This is a genomic window from Rhizobium sp. NPDC092011, assembly GCF_044756305.1.
In the GTDB taxonomy this organism is placed as follows: Bacteria; Pseudomonadota; Alphaproteobacteria; order Rhizobiales; family Rhizobiaceae; genus Rhizobium.
The window spans coordinates 1,325,506-1,341,542 of sequence record NZ_JBIVSO010000002.1; the positions used below are offsets into that span (position 1 = coordinate 1,325,506).

The window sequence follows — 16,037 nt, forward strand, 5'->3', positions numbered from 1 at the left end:
TTGCGGAGTTCAAAGCCGCAAACCTCCCGAGCTCTGTGTTTATATCCGCTGCAGCGGGAGATGATAAACGACAGAACGATATTTCGGATTGCTTCGACGCTCCCTCACCTCGCCGCCATAAGTCTCAGCGATGCGTCTGCTGGCAGTATTCTCCTCCGCGACCGGATACTCGAAGTGCCGGACTGGTAACGATCCGCTCGCCCATCGGATCACGGCCCCGATCAGTTCGCGGCCAAGGCCTTTTCCATGCATATCGCCGCGGAGCCAAACCCCGAGTTCAGGCGTGCCGGAACGAGCCGCATGAACACCGACGATACCAAGGAAGCGGTTGTCGTCGCGAGAACGTGCGACGAAATGAAACTCCGTTCCATCCTCCGCCGCAGCAAGCCATAGGCGCCAGACTTCTTCGAAATCCGCCGACGTTGCTGGCGGCTCCCAGGCCATGAAGCGCGTGATCGCCGGAGATATGGAGGCAAAGATATCCGGCGCGTCGTCGGCCACGAAAAGTCTAAGGATCGTGCGCTGGGTCGATAGATGCATGTCCGACCTCTCTACCGGGCATTCCACGCCCGACCATGCGGGCAAAAATCCGCCAAAAGCAAATCCGCCCGCAGTCTGATCTCTGCGGGCGGATTGTTCCATTCGAATCGAGCTGCTGCTGGCAGCTCAGCTCTTTATTTCGAGATCAGGCAGGTGCCGCCGGCGGCGCGGTAACGCTCGCAAATGGCTGCGGCCTCATCCTTCGTGCCGGCGACGACGCGGACACGGTAGTAGGTGCCCTTGCCGGCGATATCGGCCTTGCGGATCTCAAGCGGGTGCTTGCCGATGATGTTGGCAAACTTGACCTTGAGGTTTGCCTGCGACTTCTGCGCATCGGCTTCGGTCGGCAAGGAGGCGATCTGTACGCCGTAAACGCCGCTGCCAGCCGCCGCAGTCGCAACCGGAGCTGCCGCCGCAACCTGCTTCGGCGGCTGAGGCTTGGGCTGGGCATCCGGTGCAGGAGCAGCGGTGTTCGCCTTGGCGGCCTCGGGACGGGTCGTCGGAACCGGATTGGTCTTGACGACACGGATCGGCGTGCTTTCGGCGCTCGCTGCGTCGCCGTTGTCAGGCTGCGCTGCGGGTTGGGTGTTTGCTGCCGCCGGGCGCGAACCGGTCGAAGCGACCTGGTTTTTCGTTGCGGCAGGCGCCGTCTTGGCTGTCGTTGCCGGAGCGAGCGCAGGCTCGTCACGCGGCACCAGCGAACCATCCGGCTTCACGATCATCGTACGCACCTTGCGCGGCGACACGGCAGGAACCTGATCGTCGCCATTGGCCGCAACATTGGCATTGCCGCCATTCTGGTTCGGCAGCAGACGCGGATCCGAGGTGTCACCAACTGCGGTCGGCGTTACCTGATCGCCGCTACCGTCATCCGGGGAGATCGATTCGGGGATCAGCGTCTTTTGAACGACGTCGACGGGCCGCTCGTTGGAGGAGACCAGCTCCTTCTGCTTCGGCGCTGCGGTGCTGTCGCCAGCCACACGGTCATAAACGGCCTTGTCTTGATTCGGGACAACGGTGCCGCCCGGATTTTCCGGAGCCACCTTCACCGGATCGGCATCGGCAGTGATGACGCGCGGTTCGCCGGAGAAATTAGAGATCGGCGCGCCGTGGCGAACCCAGCTGTAGGCGCCGTAGCCGCCTGCACCGAGCGCGACGATAACGGCGGCTGCCGTCACGATACCACGCACGGAGCGAGTCGGGCGGCGATTGCCGGCTGCCGGGTTCAGCGTCATCCGGGCGACGTTCTCGACCGGGGTGGACGCTTCGCGATAGCTGCGGCGGAAATCTTCTTCCAGCGCACGTTCGAATTCATCGAACTCTTCCATCGGCTGCTTGGCAACCGCAGCCGCGGGCTGGGCGGCCGTGTTTTTCGACCAGGAAGCAGCAGCCGCGACGCCGGCACCCAAAGCTGCAGCGGCGGCAGGCTTGAATGGCTCGGGCGCAGTTTCCTTCGCAGGTGTGCCAAGAAGGCTCGCCATCTCCGAATCAATATCGAAATCATATTCGGGCGGAACGACGATCGGTTCTTCAGGCTCGATAGCCGGCAGATGAGGAACGTGCGAACCCTCGAAAGTTTCGACACGCTCTTCCGTCTCCGAAATCTCTGTCGGATCGAACGGCAGAGCCTGGTCGGCTTCGAAGGCAGGCGCGGCGTGATGCAATACCGGCGCAGCGACAGGCGCTGCCGGAATGGGCTGCGGCGCAACTGCTGCGACTGCAGGAGCCGAAGGTGTCTGTACGGCACGGGAAGTCAGCGGCTCGACAAACGGAGCAGCCGGAGCCGGTTGCCGGGCAGCTTGTTTCTCAGCTTCGGCGAAATCAAGTTCGGCGAGTTCCATTTCGATATCGGCGAGATCGAACTCGAAATCCTGATCCACGAACGGATCTTCGGCGCCGAAGGTGATCGGCTTTGACTCTTCATGGCGCGGCGCAGCCGCTACCGGCATGGCCGGATATTCGGTGGCGGTTACGCCGAAATCACCGAAAGCAGGCTCAGTCTTGGCAACGGTCGCATTCGACTTGCTTGGAACCGGATAGCGATCAACATCGGCCAGCAAAGCGTCGATCTCAGCCGACAGAGCTGCGGCATCCATAGGCGCGGGCTTCTGCGGCTCCGGTGCACGGGTAACCATGGGAGCAGGTTGAGGCGCGATTGCCGCCTGCGGCTGGTAAGCAGGTTCGGCGACTTCGGGCGCGCCGAAATCGATTGCCATCTCGTCGAGCATTGCTTCGACAGGAGCGCTCGGCAGCGGAGCAACCGGAGAAACCGTGGCTGGCGCTGACTGCTCGCGCGGCGCTTGTGCAGATGCCAGCGTGAAGTTGGCGAGCGGCAACCGAACCGTAGCGGCTGCGGACTGAGGCGTCTTGGTGACCGGAGGTGCCGGCGGCTGGATCGGCGCAGACTTCGGAGCCAACTGGGACACCTGCTGCAACGCCGGAGCGATCGACATCTCAAGTTCGTCGATCAGATCGCGAGCGCCCGTGATCGGCTTGGCCGGGACGACTGGCTGCGGCGCCTGCTCGAAAGTAGGCTCAGCCCGTACCGTCTCGACCGGCCTCGGGGCCGGATCGACCGGAGCAACCTGGGCTGATGGAGCCGAGGTGTCATTTGCAGGATTCATGCGAGGCGTATCGTAACGCTCGAATTCGCGAAGAAGCTCGTCTTCGAGATTGAAGGCAGGCTCCTGACGCTGAGAGGCAGGAGCCGCCTGAGCAGCGGGGCGCGGCTCGAAACCTACGATGCGGGCCAGTTCCGCAAGCGGATCATCCTCCGCAAAGAACCCGTCGTTTCCGCCTGCGCGATACGCCAACTGTTTTTCTGCCATCACCCGTTCCACTCGCAAACGCTACAGTTAAATGCCAGTGCAATGTGGGTAAATGGTGACGTCTATCGCATTTCATCCGGTGCTGCGGTCCCGGTTATACCGAGACCCGACTTCAAAACCGACGCGACAGCGTACACCAGCCCAAGTCTGGCAATGCTCAATTCTCGGTTCTTATCGTTAACAAATCGTAATTCAGGTAAATCTTTACCCTTGTTCCAGTGTCCATGGAAGGAACTTGCTAGATCATAGAGGTAAAACGCGATGCGATGCGGCTCCTGCGACTGCGCCGCAGCTTCGATGATTCGCGGGAATTCAGCAACCTTGGCGATCAGTTGCAGCTCGGCCGGGTCAGAGATCGTACCGATGACTGCCTTAGCCAGATCGAGCGAGGCGATATCGAGATCCGGGAACGCTTCCTTGGCCTGACGGAAAACCGACATGCAGCGCGCATGTGCATACTGCACGTAAAAGACCGGATTATCCTTGGACTGCTCGGTCACCTTGGCAAAATCGAAATCCAACGGTTCGGAACTCTTCCGATACAGCATCATGAAGCGAACCGAATCGCGCCCGACTTCATCGACAACTTCACGCAGGGTGACGAAGTCGCCCGAGCGCTTGGACATCTTTACGGGTTCGCCATCACGGAAGAGCTTGACGAGCTGGCAGAGCAGTACGGTCAGCTTTGCCTCACCGTCCGATACGCCGCGCGCCACGGCCTCAAGCCGCTTGACGTAACCGCCATGGTCCGCACCGAGAATATAGATCATCTCGTTGAAGCCACGGTCGAACTTGTTCTTGAAGTAGGCGACGTCGGCGGCGAAATAGGTGTAGGAGCCGTCCGACTTGATCAGCGGACGATCGATATCGTCGCCGACCTCGGTCGAGCGGAAAAGCGTCTGTTCGCGATCTTCCCAATCCTCCGGCAGCTGCCCCTTCGGCGGCGGCAACGCGCCCTTATAGACATACCCTTTGAAGGTCAGGTCGTTGATCGCAGTCCGAATCAGGGCTGCGCCATTGGCGTGCAGCGTGCGTTCAGAGAAGAAGACGTCGTGATGGACGTTCAAGGCTTCCAGATCCTCGCGGATCATCGCCATCATCGCGTCGATCGCCCGTTCCTTGATGATCGGGAGCCATTGATCCTCCGGCATGCCGCGCAGCTTGGTGCCGAATTCCTTGGCAAGCGCCTCTCCAACCGGAACCAGATAGTCACCGGGATAGAGGCCCGCCGGAATTTCACCCACCTGCTCGCCGAGCGCTTCGCGGTAGCGAATGAAGACCGATCGCGCCAGCACGTCGATCTGCGAGCCGGCGTCGTTGATGTAATATTCCTTGGTGACCGCATAGCCGGCAAAGGCAAGCAGGTTTGCAAGCGCATCGCCGACGACCGCGCCGCGGCAATGGCCGACATGCATCGGGCCGGTCGGGTTGGCCGAGACATATTCGACGTTGACCTTCTGGCCGTCACCCAGCGCCGAGCGTCCGAATTTCTCACCCTCGGAGATCATCGTCGACAGCAGCCGCTGCCAGTAGCCGACCGCAAGGCGGATATTGATGAAGCCTGGACCGGCGACCGAAATCTCAGCGACGTCGGCGTCCTCCTTCAGCTTGGCGACGATAATTTCGGCAAGCGCACGCGGGTTCATTCCAAGCGGCTTGGACAGAACCATGGCCGCATTTGTGGCGACATCGCCGTGACTGGCATCTCGCGGTGGCTCCACGCCAACGCGCCCGAAATCAAGTTCCGATCGCTTTTCTCTTACAATATCAATTTGTTCGAGAGCGCTCTTAATTCTTACTTCGAAATCGGTGAAAAGGTTCATCTTCTGATCCACGCATAGCTTGGGCGGGCCGGTGTCGGCCCAACGCCGCGCTGCCTACCGCAAATCGGGAGTCTGGTCAAACAGCCGCTTGTGAGCGCTGATTGCGTAGGTGTCGGTCATGCCGGCCAGATAATCGCCCACATGCCGTGCCTTGGCCGCAACGGCAAGCCCGGCGATATGGTCGACCCAGTAGTGGCTCTGCATCTCCTTGGGATTGTCCATATAGGCATGGAACAGATCCGTGACGATCTGCGCGGCACCGGCGCGGATGCGCATGATGTCAGGGTGGCGATAGATGCGCTTGAACAACATCTGTTTGATCTGCTTGTCGGTTTCGGCCATCGCGGGCGAGAAGGTCGCGGTGACGCGCCCGGCGGCGCGGATGTCGGCGACGTTCCCCGGCTTGATTTCGGCAAGTGCCTGCTGCGAAACGGCGATGACGTCCTCGACCATGCGGGTGATCTGCCGGCGCATGATTTCATGAGTGAAACGGCTCGCCTCCAGATGCGGGTAGCGTTCCCTCACTTCCGCCATCAATCCAGAGAGAAACGGCACCTCTTCCAGCATGTCGAAGGTGAGGTAGCCGGACCGCAAGCCATCATCGATATCATGCGTATTGTAGGCGATGTCATCGGCGATCGCCGCAACCTGCGCTTCGAGGCTGGCATAGGAGGCGATTTCCAGATCGTGGATTTCGCAGTAATCGAGAATAGGCTGTGGCACTGGTCCACGGATGCCCTTGCCATCAGGCGTCATCAACGGGCCATTGTGCTTGACCAGGCCTTCAAGCGTCTCCCAGGTCAGATTGAGCCCGTCGAAGTCGGCATAGCGACGCTCGAGCTTGGTTACGATGCGCAGGGATTGGGCATTGTGATCGAAGCCACCATAGGGCTGCAGCATCTCGTGCAACGCATCCTCGCCCGTGTGGCCGAAGGGCGTGTGGCCGAAATCGTGGACCAGCGCCACACCTTCCGCCAGATCCTCGTCCAGCTTCAGGGCACGCGCCAAGGCTCGGGCAATCTGTGCCACTTCGATCGTATGTGTCAGGCGGGTGCGGTAATGGTCCCCGTCCTGAGCGATGAACACCTGCGTCTTATGCTTCAACCGCCGGAAAGCGGTCGCATGGACGATGCGGTCGCGATCGCGCTGGAATTCGGAGCGCGTCGGACTGCCGCCCTCTTCGTAGAGCCGGCCGCGCGACGCCCAGGGGTCCGTTGCATAAACAGCCTTGTCACCATATCCGAAACCCAATGCATGCGTATCAATCGTCATTTTCAATCCATTCCGGCATTCGGCTCCCACACCTCATCGGCGCGGCGGCCATTCCATTGCAATCGATCCCTGGGGCTGCCGGCAATCCGGACATGCACCCCAATCTCGAACATCCCAGCCATTGACGCCGCTCTGCGGCCTTCATACCTATGGACAAGAAAACAGCAAAATGGTGTGGGGCTCAACAACCAAACCAAAGCTGTCACCGGCCTGGCTTTCATGTTAAAGGCTATCGATATCAGCCGTTTGAAAGCTCGACGGCCATTGGTTCTCTCCGGATCTTGACCCCGGCAGGAGGAAAATATGACTGAGGTAAATGTTACCCTATCCGATGCCGCTGCAAAGCGAATCGCTGCCATCGTCGGCGCGGAGACCGGAAAGCGCGCCCTTCGGGTTGCTGTCGAAGGCGGCGGCTGTTCCGGATTTTCCTATAAATTCGACCTCGTCGAAGGACCGGAAGTCGACGACGTAATTGTCGAAAAGGGCAACGCGACCGTTCTGATCGACCAGCTCTCTCTGGTTTACATGGCCGGATCCGAGATCGACTTCGTCGACAACCTTCTCGGCCAGTCCTTTCAGATCAAGAATCCGAATGCCGTCGCAAGTTGCGGCTGCGGCACGAGTTTCGCCATCTGATCCCTGCCCTTTTTCCACAGTTTGATCACCGGCTCGGGGCGCTTGCTCCGGGCCGGTTCTCATATGGGCTGTAGTCAAGTTGATACTCTGCGGATACAACGGGGCGAAGCAAAGGATGAGCCGCCCATGAAAATCGCCACCTGGAACATCAACGGTGTCAAAGCGCGTATCGAAAACCTCTGCCAATGGCTGAAGGATTCGAGCCCGGACATCGTTTGCCTTCAGGAGATCAAGACGGTCGACGAAGGCTTTCCGCGGCTGGAGATCGAAGCGCTCGGCTATCATGTCGAGACGCACGGGCAAAAGGGTTTCAACGGCGTTGCGATTCTCTCCAAGACCAAACCCGATGAGGTAACGCGCGGTCTGCCGGGCGATGATAGCGACGAACAATCTCGCTTCATCGAAGCGGTGTTTTCGATCGAAGGGCATGGCGCACTGCGCATCTGCTGCCTTTATCTGCCGAACGGCAATCCGGTCGATACGGAAAAATACCCCTACAAGCTGGCCTGGATGGAGCGACTGCGGAAATTCGCATTGGATCGCCTCGCATTGGAGGAACCTCTTGTGCTCGCCGGCGATTACAATGTCATCCCTGAGCCGCATGATTGCTTCGACCCGAAGGTTTGGGAAAACGACGCGCTGTTCCTGCCGCAGACACGTCAGGCTTTCCGTCAGCTCGAGCATCTCGGCTTTACCGATGCAGTGCGGGCGACGACGGATGCGATCAAGCTCTATACATTCTGGGATTATCAGGCCGGCGCATGGCCGAAGAACAACGGCATTCGCATCGATCACCTGATGCTGTCGCCGGAAGCGGCCGACCGCCTAACCGCAACGGCCATCGAAAAGCATGTGCGCGCCTGGGAAAAACCCTCGGACCATGTGCCCGTCATTGCACATCTGGATTTCGGTAACTAAGCGTCAAATTTGACAGGCTCCAGCTAGACGCGGTTTGCAGCCGCTGAGCCATGCTGGCCGTTTGTCAATTCAGTCGGAGCCTGCAACGTCAAGCTGGTGCGCCATCGAGACCGCGACACGACGATCGTTCTCATTGGCGACGGAGAAGGCCTGCTCCTGAATGTCTTCCATCCAGCCGCAATCCTTCGGCTTACACTTGTCGAGCGCGGCCGTCATGAAGGCCAATCCGCGAATCGATTGCCCTTCCTGGAAGAGAAGATTGCCGAACACGGCCATGGCGCCGGGGTGACCGCTCTTGCGCGCCTGGTTCAGCCACTTCTTCGCCTGCTGCACATTGGGGGCGCCGCCCTCGCCTGACAGCATCATTTGCGCAAGCTGGAACTGAGCCTCTGGGACACCGAAGGTGGATGCAACCTGAAAATAGAGCTGGCGGGCCTGGCTGAGATCGACTTTCACCGGGCTGTTGGCGATGCCGGTCTTGTAGTAGCCGGCGAGCGCAAGCAGCGCATTGATGAAGAAGCCGGTATCCTCAGAGCCCGGCTCCACGCCCTGCTGCGCGATCTCGCTGTAAATCTTGAAGGCTTCGAAATCATTCTGCGTGACGCCGTCGCCATCGGCATACATGTTGGCAAGAGCCCAGCGTGAGCCCGTATGGCCCTTTTCGGCGGCGTAGCGATAGGCCTCGACCGCCTCTTCCTTCTGCCCGTTCTTGTAGGCCTTGAAACCGAATTTGAAGAGGTCGAATGGACCCGATTCCTTGGAAACACCGGCATTGATATCGAATGCCCGGGCTTGACCTGCCAGCACCACTGCCATGGCAAGGGACAGGCTGAGCATCATGACTCTCGCTGATATGAACTCGGACTTAAACATAACAGTCGATTTCTTTCGCTCCATTCGGGTCTGCCACCGCGTTTGTACACGCGCCGCCAGATTCACGAATGTTTTCCCTGATGGCGCACGAGACTGGATCATCCTTCGAAAGGATGGCTCCCGTGGCATTCAACCGAAGCTGTTTGCCACAATTGCGAGCATAGCTTGCAATTATGTCCAAACCAGCATTTGCGTGGCCGTTATCGTATCTCACCGCCGAAGCGGCGCTCTCATTCGAATTCCAATGAGCGAGATCGAACATGGTCAGGTCGACGAGTTTCCTTGGCATACAAAGACTTTTCCGCTGCGTCGGAAGCATGACTGCTCCGATCCCGGATTGTTGCTTATGCCAAAGTGGAAGTTCACCCATCGACCGCTTACGCACTTTCTACAAGGCTTGCCCCTGTGCCCGTGTAATCGCTGCTCCCCATTTGTGGCGGGAAATGGACAAATTGTAATCCGATCACGGGCTTGCAATACGTTGAAATAGAGTGTTGCTAATTCGTCACAAAAAATTTATCGGCGCAGAGATTTCCTTAACCATAAACCGCGCAAGAAGGCCGTTTTCCGCCTCATCGCGAGCAATGGCCGACAAGGAAACGCTGCGAGCTCTGAAAGAACTCGCAGCGTCGATGGCGATCATAGGAAGCAGGCGATAAACCTGCTTTAATACAAGGGGATATCCTTAGAAGCTGACCTTCACCGAAGTCTGAAGAGCTGCGACCAAGTCGTTGCCGAAGCTATACGAGACGTCGTTGCCGTAGACGACACCGCCGCGGGTGACCGGGCCGGATTTGCCTGATGTCATCAAGCCAAGCGCACCACCGAAATTGAACTGGACATGCTCGGTGGCCTTGTAGGCAACGCCGGCGCCAAGTGTCCAGGTATCGGAGTTCATGCCGTAACCGTTGCTCGTGCCGCGATCCCATGTCAGGCTGACCGCACCGCTCCACTTGTCATCGAACTTGTGCCCGATGCCGCCCGTGATCGTCCAGCCGTCCTGATAGAGAAGATCGAGCGACGTCAGCTGTGTCCGCTTGTTGCAGGCGATGCTGCTGTTGGCCGTCGGGCAGAGCGAAATGCTTTGCAGGATGCTCCAGTTTGTCCACTTGACCGAGCCGAAAGCGAGCCAATCGGGTGCAATACCGGTCTGAACCTTCCACTCCAGCGAGTCGGGCGCATCAGCCGATCCAAAGACTGAGGTCACCTTGCCACCGAAACCACCGGGAACGACCGGAGGCGGCACTTCAGTCAGATCGACCGTGCCCTTGAGGTTGTCGTACCTGACCCGGCTATTGTAGACGAGGCTGGTGCGGAAGGCATATTCCGGAATTTCATAGGCAAGACCAGCGCGCCAGCCCCAGCCGTGACCGTCGACATCAAGCGAGCCGACGCCGTTATAAATCGCGGCAGCCGGGCCGACCGTCTCATAGACCAGGCGCGACTTGTAGCCACTGACTTCCTGATAGAAGCCGCCGCCGATGACACGGAACTGTCCCGGCCCCATATCGAACTTGTAAGAGCAGGTAGCCGAATAATTGTTCGTGCGCACTTGGTCTCGATTTCATTGTTGGCGCCGGCCCAATTCTGACCCTCGTTGAGGTGACCGCCGAATGGCTGCGAATAGTCGGCCATGCAGTCGAGATCGTCGGTAATGCCGATCTTGAAGGCGCCATAAGGTATTGCATAATTCGCCGACGCGTCGACCGAGCTGCTACGATTGTTGAGATTGCCGTCTGCCGGATAGGTGTCCTTGGCGTTCTTCACTTTACGACCGGGCATCACGTAGGTGACGCCGGACTCGAAAACATAACGTCCCTTATCGAACAGCAGATCGATATCGTAACCGCCGCGATCCAGACCGCCCGCAAAAGCTGCGCTGGCGAAAGACGAGCCGATGACAAGAGCGGCTGCGCCCCTCAACGCAAGAGAAAATGCCATTGTGTCTCCCCCACTGGTGCATTCATTTATTCGATTGTTGCGACGATCGAATGAATTGGCAATGCGACCAGGATGAGCAACAGCCTGGGAAGAGAGCGATTGACTTACGTAAGAAAGTGAACGCCGCTTCAAAGCGCCTAAAAAATTAGTCAGATTTTGCTTTTTGAATAACATTTTTACCCCTGCGTAGATTCTCATTCTTCACTGCAACATTCCTGTTACAATCTGACAACAGTCTTGCTTTTCGAAATTGCCTACCAATTTTAGGGGTAATCCATTTCACCTGTGCGAAGCTGGTGGCGGCAGATTCCGCAGCGACGCAAAGCTGTCCCGAATCGATCAGTTAAAAAAAAGGGCATGCAGCTTTCGCCACATGCCCCTCTAACCATTTCGACTTGTTGGACTTTCGCTATCAGCCAGCTTCGCTGACTTGAGCCAGGGCCACCTTCAAGCTTGCCTGCTGCCCCTCAAGCTCGCCGAGACGTTCGCGTTCGGCGGCAACGACGTCCGGATTGGCGTTCGCCACGAACTTCTCATTGGAAAGCTTGCCGACGATGCGGGCGATTTCCTGATCGTTCTTGCCGATCGCCTTTTCCAGACGGGCCTTTTCGGCCGACAGATCGATAAGGTTGCCAAGCGGAAGGCAAACGGTCGCCTCGCCGACAACAATCTGCGCAGCACCCTTTGGCGCCGTGTCGGCCAGCGAGATTGTTTCGACGCGCGCGAGCCGCTTGATAGCGGCGTCGTGACGGAACAGGCGCTCCCGCGTCAGGCTGTTGGCATCGACGACAACAAGCGGCGCAGTCGCCGACGGCGGAACGTTCATTTCGGAACGAACCGAGCGGATGCCAGAAACGAGGTCGATCAGCCAGTTGATCTCGTCGGCCGCGACATTGTCTGCGTAGGACGGTGCAGGCCAATCCGCATGGCAGATCAGGCCATCGCGTTCCTTGCCCTCGCCCGCCGTATGCGCCCAAAGCTCTTCAGTCATGAAGGGCATGAACGGATGCAGCAGCTTGTAGGTCTCCTCGAGGACGTAGGCCGCGCAGGCTTGAGATTCGGCCTTCGCATTTTCATCCTCGCCGCCGAAGATCGGCTTCAGGAGTTCCAGATACCAGTCGCAGAACTGATTCCAGATGAAGCGATAAAGCGCGCCTGCCGCATCGTTGAAGCGGAAGCTTTCGAGCGCTTCGGTCACATCGCGCTCCGCCCGCGCCAGTTCGGTAAGGATCCAGCGGTTGACGGTGAGTTCGGCAGCTTCCGGCACGAAATGCGGATCGCTCTTGGCACCGTTCATCTCGGCGAAGCGCGTGGCGTTCCACAGCTTGGTGCCGAAGTTGCGGTAGCCGGCGATGCGGGCCGGATCGAGCTTCACGTCGCGGCCCTGCGCCGCCATGATCGCCAGCGTGAAACGCAGCGAATCGGCACCGTACTGGTCGATCAGTTCAAGCGGGTCGATGACGTTGCCCTTGGACTTCGACATCTTCTGCCCGTTCTTGTCGCGCACCAGGGCGTGAATATAGACGGTGCTGAAGGGCTCGACTGGATTGCCGTTCTCATCCTTCATGAAATGCAGACCCATCTGCATCATGCGAACGACCCAGAACGGAATGATATCGAAGCCCGTAACGAGGACGTTCGTTGGATAATAACGTGCCAGTTCCGGCGTCTCATCCGGCCAGCCGAGGGTCGAGAACGGCCAGAGCGCTGATGAGAACCAGGTGTCGAGCACGTCTTCATCGCGCGTCAGGATTTCCCCCGGCTTGAAGTTCTCCAGCAGGTCCTCGACATAGGCCTTCATCGGGCCTTCATGCGAGAGGTAATGCTGGATCGCGGCCTGCAGTGCCTCTTCTTCAGTCTTCTCGACGAAGACCTGACCATCCGGTCCGTACCATGCCGGAATCTGATGGCCCCACCAAAGCTGGCGGGAAATGCACCACGGTTCGATATTCTCAAGCCAGTTGAAATAGGTGTTTTCCCAGTTCCTGGGAACGAACTTGGTTCTTCCTTCGCGGACGGATTCCAGCGCAGGCTGCCCCAGCGTCTTGTTATCGACAAACCACTGCTCGGTCAGGCGCGGCTCGATCGGCACGCCGCCGCGGTCGCCGTGCGGAACGGCATGCGTATGCGGCTCGATCTTGTCGAGCAGACCCGCCTCTTCGAAGATTCGGACGATGATCTTGCGTGCCTCGAAGCGATCCCTGCCCTCCAGCTCGTCCCAAGCGCCATGCAGCGCCGCGGGATTATCGAGGCCCTCGAGAAAATCCTCGTTTTCCTTGATGGTGATGGAGGCATCAATGTTCATCACATTGATCGAGCGCAGCCCTGCCCGCTTGCCGACCTCGAAGTCGTTGAAGTCATGTGCGGGGGTGATCTTCACCGCGCCGGTGCCGGCGGTCGGATCGGCATAGGAATCGGCGACGATCGGAATCCTGCGACCAACGATCGGCAGAATAACATGCTTGCCGACGATGCCGCGATAACGCTCGTCTTCCGGATTTACCGCAATGCCGGTATCGCCGAGCATCGTTTCCGGGCGCGTCGTCGCAACGACGATGTAATCACGCGTCTCGAACTCAGTCGGCTTGCCTTCCTCATCGAAGGCGATCGGATATTCATAGGTAACGCCCGGCTCCAGCGGATAGCGCAGATGCCAGAGATTGCCCTTCAGCTCGTGCTGTTCGACTTCCATATCAGAGATTGCCGTCAGCAGCTTCGGGTCCCAATTGACAAGGCGCTTGTCCTTGTAGATCAGGCCTTCCTTGTAGAGCGTAACGAAGACTTCGAGGACGGCCTTGGACAGGCCCTCATCCATGGTGAAGCGCTCGCGCGACCAATCGCAGGACGCGCCGAGGCGCTTCAGCTGGTTGAAGATCAAACCGCCCGATTCAGCCTTCCATTCCCAGATCTTCTCGATGAAGGCTTCGCGGCCCATCGTGCGACGATCCGGCTGCTGGCGTTCGGCGAGCCGGCGCTCGACAACCATCTGCGTGGCGATACCGGCATGGTCCATGCCCGGCTGCCAGAGAACGTCCTTGCCGCGCATGCGCTCGAACCGCACCATGATGTCCTGCAGCGTGTTGTTCAGCGCATGGCCCATGTGCAGCGAACCGGTCACGTTCGGCGGCGGAATGACGATGGTGAAGGTTTCAGCGCCCGGCTTGGCGTTTACACCGGCGCGAAAAGCGTCGGCTTCATCCCATTTTTGGGCGATCTTCGGTTCGACCGCGGCGGAATCATAGGTTTTGTCGAGCATTTTTTGACCGGATCTAGAGGACTGGGTGATGCGGGTTGTAAATAGGATGGCTGTGGGCAAGTCAATAAAAAAGCCGCCCCGGAGCCCGGAGCGGCGGATCGGTTACCCGAAGCTCGAGGCTTGTCAGCGGCGCGGGCCGCGGGCCACTCGTTCGATTTCTTCACGCACGAGGCGCTCGACCAGGGTCGGCAAGTTATCGTCGAGCCACTCCTGCAGCATCGGGCGCAACATTTCCTGCGCCAGCTCATCGAGCGAGCGGCGTGGGCCGCCATCGACGATAGCCGCCAATTCCTCGAACGAGCGGGAGACCTGCGCGCCGGCGACTTCCGACATCAGCGGCGACGAGGATACGGGCTGAATGGAAGCGAGGGAAGCCTCGGGTTGTTCGAGAACGGCCTCAGCCACTTCGGTGACGGGCCGGTGCGGTTCCGGCGCATGAAAGACCGGCGCTTCCACAGGGGACGCGACCTGTGCCGCTGCCGCCGTTTGCGGGGCAGCAACGGCTTCCCGCAGCATCATCTCTGCAATTTCGGGTTCGATCTCGGCCATCGGCTGCGCTTCGGCAGCAGGCTGGGCCACATCGGCAATCATATTCCGCAGCGGATAATCGACGACTGGCTCGACCCGGGCTTCAGCAAGGCGTGCAGCCATGGCCGGTGGCAGCTCACGCGGTTGCGGCAGTTCGCGCCCGGCACTCAGCAAGGCGGCGTTCCGTTCGGAAGCGGCGCGAACGCGCGCGGCGACATCGGCCAGAGACAGACCACGGTTCGCGCTTTCCGGCTCGGCAACCGGTACTTGCGAGTTTGCGGCAACGAAACGCGGATCCTGGCCGGCGGCGCGGGCTCGATCGGCAGCGGCAAACTCCTCATCGACAGTCAGCTGAATATCGTCATCGCGATCGGCGGCAAAATGGGTCGACGGCATCGGCTTGACGCTGCCAGGCTCGTTGCTTTCGATAATCCGGCGGATCGACGCCAGGATCTCTTCCATGGACGGTTCACGCACTACATTTGGCTGAGCCATATTCATCCCCGTTTTCCCATATTCAGCGACCGGAAACCCGCCAAGGCGGCGCCCGAATCAGGGCCACCCTAGATGACTGTCCTCGGGAAAAAAATCACCCGCAAAGCACTAAACCCGGTGATGCACAGTTTTGTAACGATTGCTGCGAATCGCTTCATCGACAGTGATTCTGCCACAGGCGGAGACAATAAAAAACAGGCGCCCGAAGACGCCTGCCGAATGCAACTCCCAATCCTGTCAAAGGATCAGAATACGAATTCCTTGGCCTTAGCAAAGCCCGGCAATGGCTTGATCGATGCATTGAAGAAGACGTTTTCCGAGAAAGCGCCACGTTCGCGCATGAAAACGGTCGCGCGCGCCGCATGACCATAGCCAAGCACCGTGATCAGGCGGCCGTCTTCGCTCAGCTGGTCCAGCAGTGCCTGCGGCAGCTGCTCGATCGAACCATTGAGGAAGATGACGTCATAAGGTGCGTTACCGGCGTGACCCTTTTCGAGATCGCCAGTCACGACGGTGATATTTTCATAGCCAAGCGCGGCCAGATTGGTTTTGGCCTGCGCCGCGAGAGCCTCGTCGGAGTCGAGCGCAACGACGCTACCCGCCACCAGCGACAGCACGGCGGAAACGTAGCCGGTGCCGCAGCCGACATCGAGAACCTTGTCTTCCTTGGTGATAGCACCCAGCTGCAGCAGCTTGGCCAGCGGCGAGGCTTCCATCAGGAAGCGGCCAGGCTTGCCAGCTGCGGCCGGCGCAACCTCGATATCGCAATCGACATAGGCCAGGAGCTTCGACTTCTCCGGCACGAAATTTTCGCGCGGCACCGCGAAAAATGCATTCAACACGGAATGGGAGGTGACATCCGTGGTACGGATCTGGTTCTCGACCATCTTCACGCGTGCTGCTTCGAAATCCATCATATCCTCTTGC

The 16,037-nt window shown here is 59.1% G+C and carries 10 protein-coding genes and 1 pseudogene; 2 read left to right on the top strand and 9 right to left on the bottom strand.

Annotation, left to right across the window (positions count from 1 at the left end; translation table 11 throughout):
• Positions 1-39 precede the first annotated feature (39 nt).
• The 4 genes from ACIQJ2_RS14835 to ACIQJ2_RS14850 all read right to left on the bottom strand — a co-directional run bounded on the left by ACIQJ2_RS14835 (position 40) and on the right by ACIQJ2_RS14850 (position 6,463).
• On the bottom strand, positions 40-540 hold the full coding sequence (locus ACIQJ2_RS14835; RefSeq protein ID WP_400672817.1) for a GNAT family N-acetyltransferase: 501 nt from the start codon (positions 538-540) through the stop codon (positions 40-42).
• A 134-nt stretch (positions 541-674) separates the two neighbouring features.
• Positions 675-3,368 carry an SPOR domain-containing protein gene (locus ACIQJ2_RS14840; RefSeq protein WP_400672814.1) on the bottom strand — a complete coding sequence of 898 codons (2,694 nt, stop codon included), beginning with the start codon at positions 3,366-3,368 and terminating at the stop codon, positions 675-677.
• 62 nt (positions 3,369-3,430) lie between these two features.
• On the bottom strand, positions 3,431-5,191 hold the full coding sequence (gene argS / locus ACIQJ2_RS14845; protein WP_400672812.1) for an arginine--tRNA ligase: 1,761 nt from the start codon (positions 5,189-5,191) through the stop codon (positions 3,431-3,433).
• A 54-nt stretch (positions 5,192-5,245) separates the two neighbouring features.
• Positions 5,246-6,463 (bottom strand): deoxyguanosinetriphosphate triphosphohydrolase, encoded by a 1,218-nt coding sequence (locus ACIQJ2_RS14850; protein WP_199151543.1) that lies wholly within the window; start codon positions 6,461-6,463, stop codon positions 5,246-5,248.
• A 303-nt stretch (positions 6,464-6,766) separates the two neighbouring features.
• Between ACIQJ2_RS14850 and ACIQJ2_RS14855 the strand changes: the two genes are divergently transcribed.
• Both ACIQJ2_RS14855 and xth read left to right on the top strand, forming a co-directional pair.
• Positions 6,767-7,099: an iron-sulfur cluster assembly accessory protein gene (locus tag ACIQJ2_RS14855; protein ID WP_199151542.1), complete on the top strand. Its 333-nt coding sequence runs from the start codon at positions 6,767-6,769 to the stop codon at positions 7,097-7,099.
• Between the two features lie 126 nt (positions 7,100-7,225).
• On the top strand, positions 7,226-8,017 hold the full coding sequence (gene xth / locus ACIQJ2_RS14860) for an exodeoxyribonuclease III (protein WP_199151541.1): 792 nt from the start codon (positions 7,226-7,228) through the stop codon (positions 8,015-8,017).
• A gap of 69 nt (positions 8,018-8,086) precedes the next feature.
• Here the strand turns inward: xth and exoR are convergent, their stop codons facing one another.
• The 5 genes and pseudogenes from exoR to ACIQJ2_RS14885 all read right to left on the bottom strand — a co-directional run bounded on the left by exoR (position 8,087) and on the right by ACIQJ2_RS14885 (position 16,027).
• On the bottom strand, positions 8,087-8,890 hold the full coding sequence (exoR, locus tag ACIQJ2_RS14865; RefSeq protein ID WP_400672807.1) for an exopolysaccharide production regulator ExoR: 804 nt from the start codon (positions 8,888-8,890) through the stop codon (positions 8,087-8,089).
• A gap of 685 nt (positions 8,891-9,575) precedes the next feature.
• Positions 9,576-10,831, bottom strand: a pseudogene (locus tag ACIQJ2_RS14870) (OmpP1/FadL family transporter).
• A gap of 412 nt (positions 10,832-11,243) precedes the next feature.
• On the bottom strand, positions 11,244-14,087 hold the full coding sequence (locus ACIQJ2_RS14875) for a valine--tRNA ligase (protein ID WP_400672802.1): 2,844 nt from the start codon (positions 14,085-14,087) through the stop codon (positions 11,244-11,246).
• A gap of 123 nt (positions 14,088-14,210) precedes the next feature.
• Positions 14,211-15,116 (bottom strand): PopZ family protein, encoded by a 906-nt coding sequence (locus ACIQJ2_RS14880; protein WP_400672799.1) that lies wholly within the window; start codon positions 15,114-15,116, stop codon positions 14,211-14,213.
• A gap of 239 nt (positions 15,117-15,355) precedes the next feature.
• Positions 15,356-16,027, bottom strand: coding sequence for a protein-L-isoaspartate O-methyltransferase (locus tag ACIQJ2_RS14885; RefSeq protein ID WP_199151480.1), 672 nt, complete (start codon positions 16,025-16,027; stop codon positions 15,356-15,358).
• Positions 16,028-16,037: the final 10 nt, after the last annotated feature.

What these genes read in the sequence shown, in the direction of transcription:
- ACIQJ2_RS14835 (WP_400672817.1), bottom strand. Translation starts at nt 540, where the DNA reads ATGCATCTATCGACCCAGCGCACGATCCTTAGACTTTTCGTGGCCGAC.
- ACIQJ2_RS14840 (WP_400672814.1), bottom strand. Translation starts at nt 3,368, where the DNA reads ATGGCAGAAAAACAGTTGGCGTATCGCGCAGGCGGAAACGACGGGTTC.
- argS (WP_400672812.1), bottom strand. Translation starts at nt 5,191, where the DNA reads ATGAACCTTTTCACCGATTTCGAAGTAAGAATTAAGAGCGCTCTCGAA.
- ACIQJ2_RS14850 (WP_199151543.1), bottom strand. Translation starts at nt 6,463, where the DNA reads ATGACGATTGATACGCATGCATTGGGTTTCGGATATGGTGACAAGGCT.
- ACIQJ2_RS14855 (WP_199151542.1), top strand. Translation starts at nt 6,767, where the DNA reads ATGACTGAGGTAAATGTTACCCTATCCGATGCCGCTGCAAAGCGAATC.
- xth (WP_199151541.1), top strand. Translation starts at nt 7,226, where the DNA reads ATGAAAATCGCCACCTGGAACATCAACGGTGTCAAAGCGCGTATCGAA.
- exoR (WP_400672807.1), bottom strand. Translation starts at nt 8,890, where the DNA reads ATGTTTAAGTCCGAGTTCATATCAGCGAGAGTCATGATGCTCAGCCTG.
- ACIQJ2_RS14875 (WP_400672802.1), bottom strand. Translation starts at nt 14,087, where the DNA reads ATGCTCGACAAAACCTATGATTCCGCCGCGGTCGAACCGAAGATCGCC.
- ACIQJ2_RS14880 (WP_400672799.1), bottom strand. Translation starts at nt 15,116, where the DNA reads ATGAATATGGCTCAGCCAAATGTAGTGCGTGAACCGTCCATGGAAGAG.
- ACIQJ2_RS14885 (WP_199151480.1), bottom strand. Translation starts at nt 16,027, where the DNA reads ATGATGGATTTCGAAGCAGCACGCGTGAAGATGGTCGAGAACCAGATC.